General features: G+C 50.1%; 6 protein-coding genes and 2 pseudogenes. All 8 read right to left on the bottom strand.

Annotated elements, in window-relative coordinates:
* Positions 1 to 1,398, bottom strand: a pseudogene (locus AC1W8Y_RS14845) (hypothetical protein); the annotation flags it as partial.
* Between the two features lie 31 nt (positions 1,399 to 1,429).
* Complete coding sequence (locus tag AC1W8Y_RS14840) at positions 1,430 to 2,269, bottom strand: hypothetical protein (protein WP_482015268.1); 840 nt, start codon at positions 2,267 to 2,269, stop codon at positions 1,430 to 1,432.
* The gene (locus AC1W8Y_RS14835; protein WP_482015267.1) at positions 2,270 to 2,620 is read right to left on the bottom strand and encodes a hypothetical protein; all 351 of its coding nucleotides are present in this window, start codon (positions 2,618 to 2,620) and stop codon (positions 2,270 to 2,272) included.
* Positions 2,621 to 2,622: 2 nt separating this feature from the next.
* A complete protein-coding gene (locus tag AC1W8Y_RS14830; protein ID WP_482015266.1) occupies positions 2,623 to 3,519 on the bottom strand; it encodes a hypothetical protein in 897 nt (298 codons plus the stop codon).
* 15 nt (positions 3,520 to 3,534) lie between these two features.
* Complete coding sequence (locus AC1W8Y_RS14825) at positions 3,535 to 3,933, bottom strand: hypothetical protein (RefSeq protein ID WP_482015265.1); 399 nt, start codon at positions 3,931 to 3,933, stop codon at positions 3,535 to 3,537.
* The gene (locus AC1W8Y_RS14820) at positions 3,934 to 4,227 is read right to left on the bottom strand and encodes a hypothetical protein (protein WP_482015264.1); all 294 of its coding nucleotides are present in this window, start codon (positions 4,225 to 4,227) and stop codon (positions 3,934 to 3,936) included.
* A gap of 81 nt (positions 4,228 to 4,308) precedes the next feature.
* Positions 4,309 to 5,370: a hypothetical protein gene (locus AC1W8Y_RS14815; protein ID WP_482015263.1), complete on the bottom strand. Its 1,062-nt coding sequence runs from the start codon at positions 5,368 to 5,370 to the stop codon at positions 4,309 to 4,311.
* Between the two features lie 62 nt (positions 5,371 to 5,432).
* A pseudogene (locus AC1W8Y_RS14810) lies at positions 5,433 to 5,727 on the bottom strand (DUF6582 domain-containing protein); the annotation flags it as partial.

The raw sequence follows: 5,727 nt of genomic DNA, 5'->3' as shown, positions 1-5,727 counted from the left end.
AGTGGAAACCACTCCCAAAGTCGGTTTGTTCAAAGTCGATTGCTGTGGTTGCAATGTCGATTGCAAAGCTGCCTGGAACGTCGCTGGCGAAATAAGCCGCTGCTGCCCGTTGAAGTTGTCGTTCCAATAGCACCAGTCACCGATCCAGCGGCGGAAAAAGGTGTTATTGGTACCCACAGATTGTTTATTCGATGCCGCAGTCGTTACCGATTCTGATGCTGGCCCAGCGCCGTGCATCAGAATCCCCTCTGACTGACCAAAAGCGATCAGGTTCGCCTCTTGCGTAATATCCGATAGATCGGCCACGACTCCCAGCGCCGCGCCACTATTGCGCCATGTGTAGATACCAGTCCGAGAGCCCGGTGTATCAACACCAACAAGAATTGCTGAAGTAACGCTGGCCGCACCGTCCGTGCCGCCGCTGAAAGTTCCATTGCTGACTGATAAGCCTTGCGTGCTGGCACCGGCTGTCGCCGTGAAAAATTTCGAAGCGGCACGCAAGATAGAATTGCCGTTATTGATCGCCGCCGCCATATTAGTCCATAAGGCATTGCCGCTACCGCCAATGTTGTCGAACACCTCGGCAGGGAAACCAGCCACAGACAATGAAATTCGCCATGTTGGCGTTCCTGGCGTCGAACTGGATCCTTGCGTGATATTCCACAATGCGCCATTACCAGTGGTGCCGGTATATTTGTTGGTCAAGGTCAGACCAAGTGTGGGTGCCACACCGCCAGTCAAGGTTGCGCCAGAAACAGTTTCTACGGTGCCTGACTTTGCCAATGTCAGGGAGTTTCCAGCAGTGCCAGCGGTAGCCGCAGTAACGTTTAATTGCGAACCGGAAACGGCATAAGTAATCTTGACCAGATTAACGTCGCTTGATGCCTGCAAAAATGTCAGCAAAGTTGTCAATGTGGCCGTCAGCGATGCTCCGATGTTGACTTGGTTGCCAGTGGCGCCAGTTGCCACAAAAGTGACGGTGGTACCAGCGATGCTGATGGTGTCATTGGCGGAAGGCTGGCCAGAGAATGCAATATTGCCGGTTGCGGCAACGCCTGCGCTATTGACAGTGCCGGTAGCGGCTGTATCGGTGCCATCTGTCACGCGAGTCAGGAGCAAGCTACCACTGCCTGCCGCTTGCTGTGCCTGTGAGGCAATGGTCGCGTGCGATACCAAGTCACTGGCACGCACCACTGGCGAGCCGAACAAGGCCAATTGATTGCCGCTGCCCATGGTCGGCTGATTAACCGGGCCAAAGGAAGCCACACCACATAAAGCAAGAATACCGGTTTGCGCTGGCGTGATGATTCCCTGGCCGGGAGGCTGAATATTGATATACGCCCCCGGTACATTAAGCGTCGCGGCGTTAAACGCCCCAGTAAATGAATACTGTGTCATGTGTATTGCCTTTCAGTAAAACGCCAGAGCGTCAGAAATTGAAAATTTGCGGGTTCGTTGTTGGCGGTATAACGCCGCCGAAGACTTCCACCGTCCAGACTATCGCCTGCGGTGCGGTACCTGTTACAGTTGTGGCGTACTCAACCTCATACGTAATATCGTGTCTGTAAAGGATTGCCTTCTGTGCCGCATCCGAAGGCCAATCAGTCATGTAACGCAACCTTGCAGCGAAACCATCAGGCATGGTGATGAAATGCTGTTGTGTTAGAGCGGTTTTGATCGCGCCTTGTATAGCCCTGCGATTTGCTGGCGTTGCCGCCCACACGGTTATCTGAAACCGTCCTTTTTGCCTTGCCCACTCTGCCGCAACGGTAGACACAGTTCCGACTCGCGCAACAATAGTTGACGATGCCGGGATAGTTATAACTGAATCACTTGATGTACATTCTCTATTTCCAGATATCATCGCAGCCATTGCCGCAGCAATCGTTGTCAATGTATCGTTAGATTGAACTGCATACGCATAGGCAGCATCGTCAACAATAATTGCCACGTTCTGAGGCGTTGATACTGTGCCTGTCAAAGTTGCCGTTATGCCAGATACAGTCCAATCAAGAGTTGCCGCCGCTGGCACGCCGATTCTCTGCTGCTTAATTGGGTACCGCGTTGTGTTCGACGTGCCTGGAATCGAAAACACAGAAACAATGCTATTTGTTTCTGATAATTCAGCATCAAGAGTGGCCGGAGGCGGCCAACCAGTACCTATTGAAATCTGTGATTCCGTTACTGATGCGATTGAAGTGCCGCCGGGATAACAGGCTGTCGTAACAAGTGCAGCCAAAACATCCATCACATCGAATGCATCGGCCATTTAGTTTTCCAGTTTTTCAACAAGCAGGTTATGACCTAAAGAATTCCAATAACTAGCAGACACTTGATATCGGTTACCAAGATCATCGGTAATGATGTCGCGATCAAGTATTACACCAAGCGCAACCGAATTAAGCGATATGAATACTCGCCACATTGATCGCTTGGCGATGTCTCCTGCCAGATTTGCGTCTGGATTTCTACCTTCTTTTTTTTGTTGAATAGATGCGGAAATATCAGATAAAACTGGCGTTTCGCTTGATGGCGACAAGCCAAAATAGCCTTGATTACCAGCGCCTGATTGAACCGCAGGCCTTGTGATTGCAATAATTCGTGGATATAGAAACGACATGGCTATGCAAACAATCTGGCACGGTACTGATCGAGCAACATCTTGACATCATCACTCAAGAACGATGATGCACCCATCGTGTAGCCGGTATCACCGGCCTTAACGCTTTTTACATTACCCATCTGTGCGACTGCGTTCTTTGCCAATATGATTTGCGCGCATGCTGACTTGATTGCAGATGGCAAATTAGCAGCAGAATAACCAGCCACATACCATATATTGGTTTCTGAGTAATACGCAAGCATCACGCCAGCAGGCAACCAAACCTGACCTGATTGCGAATCGACGCCAGTATTGGTGATTGGGAAAAACTCCCATACCGGAGGGCCACCGAAGTGTGACAACGATGCCAATAGATTGAACTCGTCCACCTGGTACCGCGATGCATCACCACGTCTGCCATAACCATACCGGCCTTGGCCAGCAAGTAGCCGCGCTATCGGTGTATATGCAAGCACAGTAAGTGGACGACCAGCAGGCATAAACTTATGCTGTTTGATCACGCGCCCTTTATCCATCGCCACGGAACCTGTATGCGTGAAAACTACGGACTGAAGCGTTACGGTCGCCGGTGATGTTGTCAGCGATACTACAGCACAAGGTTCTGCTATCTCGCTATTTGCAGAATCCAGCACCAAAACATCACCAACATCAATGGCACTAATGCCACCAGTTACTGGAACAACTACGTTATTACCAGGCTCAATAGGGCCAGTGCCGGTCAATGTCATGGATGGAGCAGGCGCCGCCATCCATCCAGGCGCGCCAGTAGCATCTGGTACCCAGACAAGTCCCTCTGGTCGCTTCAGGTACGTATCGATAATATTCGATGCCGCTGTTACTTGACCTTGTGTGGTTGACGATGGCAACTCGTAATTTGCATAGTCGTCAGACGTCAAATAAGACGATCCCATTTAGGTTGCGCTCTGCCAAAGTGCCGCCACGTTTGTCAACGTAGCCGCCGTACTACCGCTGGTGTTGGTTACCGTAATTTGCAATGATGAGACTGCATGCCCATCGCTGGTGATGTTTGCTACCTGCGCGGTAGTCGCTGTTAATGATGCTGTGATCGGTGCACCTTGAGGAACGCTACCAACCAAATCGATGAATCGCTGAATGCTGATTGATCCAGCCTGAGAGCTAGTCAGGCCAAGCGCAAATGCAAGATAGCCATTCGATGGCAAGATTCCGCTCTGCACGTTACCTGATTCAGGGATGCTTAATGTAAGCCCCATTTCCGCAGCCGTCATCGGCACCTGAAGTGTCTGAGCGCGCTCGCCACCACCCTGCGAATTATCTCCACGGATTGTCATTTATGCCACCGCACCAAGATGCCGCATTGTCTTTTGACGATATTCGGGCATTGCTGCTGAGATAGCATTTTCTGGCAAAATGATCTGCGATCTTTGCGCCATCTGCTTATCAATCATGTAGCGGCCTAAATTGTCAGGCACTTCCGCAACACCGGCTTTGAAACGCACCGTAAATTGTCGTTTTGTGCGCTTTCCATCAGCTTCTCGCATGAAAAATTCGCTGCAATCGCTATCATTACCCGGTGTCAGGAACATCGTATGATCAACTTTCCCGGTCTTTAGATAAATACGCATTTTCGTTCCAATAAAAAAGGTCGCCAGATTTGGCGACCTTTGGTTAAAACTTCACTGATTCAATCGAAATACCAATGCGTTTTAAGTACCCACAACTGCAACAAGAGCATGCGCGTAGGCAAAAGCCTTAACGATAAGAGCGTCGAATTGCACGCCAACAAATTGGCCAGCCAAGTTACCAGTCAGGCCCAATTGGAAGATACGAGCTTTGCCGTCTGTGCCTTTGCCAATGTACGGAATCTCAATAAGATTTTCCGTTGTGATGAAAGCGTAATAATTCGACAAACCGGCAGGAGGTGCACTGAAGCCATACTTACCAGTTGTGTCGGTCGGCATGAATGGATCTGGAATCAGCGGCAAATCGCCAGCTTGAGTTGCCAAATACTTGACCGATACGCCGACAGTAATGTCCTTGGTGCCGAGTTCGATATGCGAGGCTTTGGCCTCCTTTTCGATCTTGTCGATCAGCAGCGGGTTCAAATAGATTGCTGTTGGACGTGGCCGGTACAATTGATTATCCTGTGTATCGGAAATCATATTCGCAACCATCGTCTTCAGCCCATCGATGATGCTGGAGCCATTACTGATAGTCGCCAATTGAGTAACTTGCGTCAATGCGCCCACCCATTGAGTGGTTGTCGGAATCAAAAGCGACGTATCCGATCCAGTCCAGAACATCTTGGCACGTAAGATCGTGATCGCACTGATAATGTCTTCGACATCTTTTGCCTGCAACGCAGCGAATTGTCCTTGTTGCTCCGTTACGTCACGGTCAAACAAGCTCAGATTTGATTGCGCAACGGACGCCTTGATAAACGCAGCACGTTCTTGCCGAACTGGGCCAGATGCCGTTGCCGCAATGTTTCGAGGATCAGTTGATGTTGCGGTAGCCATCGCTGTTTGTTCAAAATAGCGATGGGGATGGCCGGTTGCCGGCGTAGTTCCGATGCGTTCGAGGGCAATCGAGTTGCGACGAATGATATCGACAATTTCGCGCTCAAAGACAGGAACTTCCAACGCACCAGGCCCTGAAAAATCAGCGGCAGCAGACAGATTTTGAAAGCCTGCTCCATTTGCATTAAGCGCACCCGCCAATGCCACAAGTGCAGGGTCTTTTTCCCCTACGGTACGAGCTTCAATCATTTTCAATTCTCCAAAAAATTAAAGCGCCCTTAGGCGCCTTGTAGTGTTTGATTCAGCTCGTATTAGCCGCGCTTCAACAGTCCAGAATTTGCAATATTCATCTTTGCTTCAATGCGTTTTGATGTTGATGTAACACCGGCCGCAGTCAGCATCTGGTCGACTTGAGCCTCCGTCATCCCTTCTTTTGGCACTTCGCTAATGCCGCCTTTTGCCAAGAGAGCTTGGATTTCGCCAGGAATCGTTGCGCGTTGCGGTGCAGAAGATGCCTTGAATGCCGACGCCTTCAGGTCTGTTACAACTGTCGTCATGGCAGAAACTTGTTCTGTTAATGCTTTGATGGCAGGATCTTCGACTTTG

It is taken from the genome of Jezberella sp. (assembly GCF_964834465.1).
Note: the sequence above shows the minus strand (reverse complement) of the source record. Positions and strands in the feature narration are given on the sequence as shown.

Bases quoted from the DNA above. Each gene is read 5' to 3' on its own strand.
- AC1W8Y_RS14840 (WP_482015268.1), bottom strand. From the start codon at position 2,269: ATGGCCGATGCATTCGATGTGATGGATGTTTTGGCTGCACTTGTTACG.
- AC1W8Y_RS14835 (WP_482015267.1), bottom strand. From the start codon at position 2,620: ATGTCGTTTCTATATCCACGAATTATTGCAATCACAAGGCCTGCGGTT.
- AC1W8Y_RS14825 (WP_482015265.1), bottom strand. From the start codon at position 3,933: ATGACAATCCGTGGAGATAATTCGCAGGGTGGTGGCGAGCGCGCTCAG.
- AC1W8Y_RS14820 (WP_482015264.1), bottom strand. From the start codon at position 4,227: ATGCGTATTTATCTAAAGACCGGGAAAGTTGATCATACGATGTTCCTG.
- AC1W8Y_RS14815 (WP_482015263.1), bottom strand. From the start codon at position 5,370: ATGATTGAAGCTCGTACCGTAGGGGAAAAAGACCCTGCACTTGTGGCA.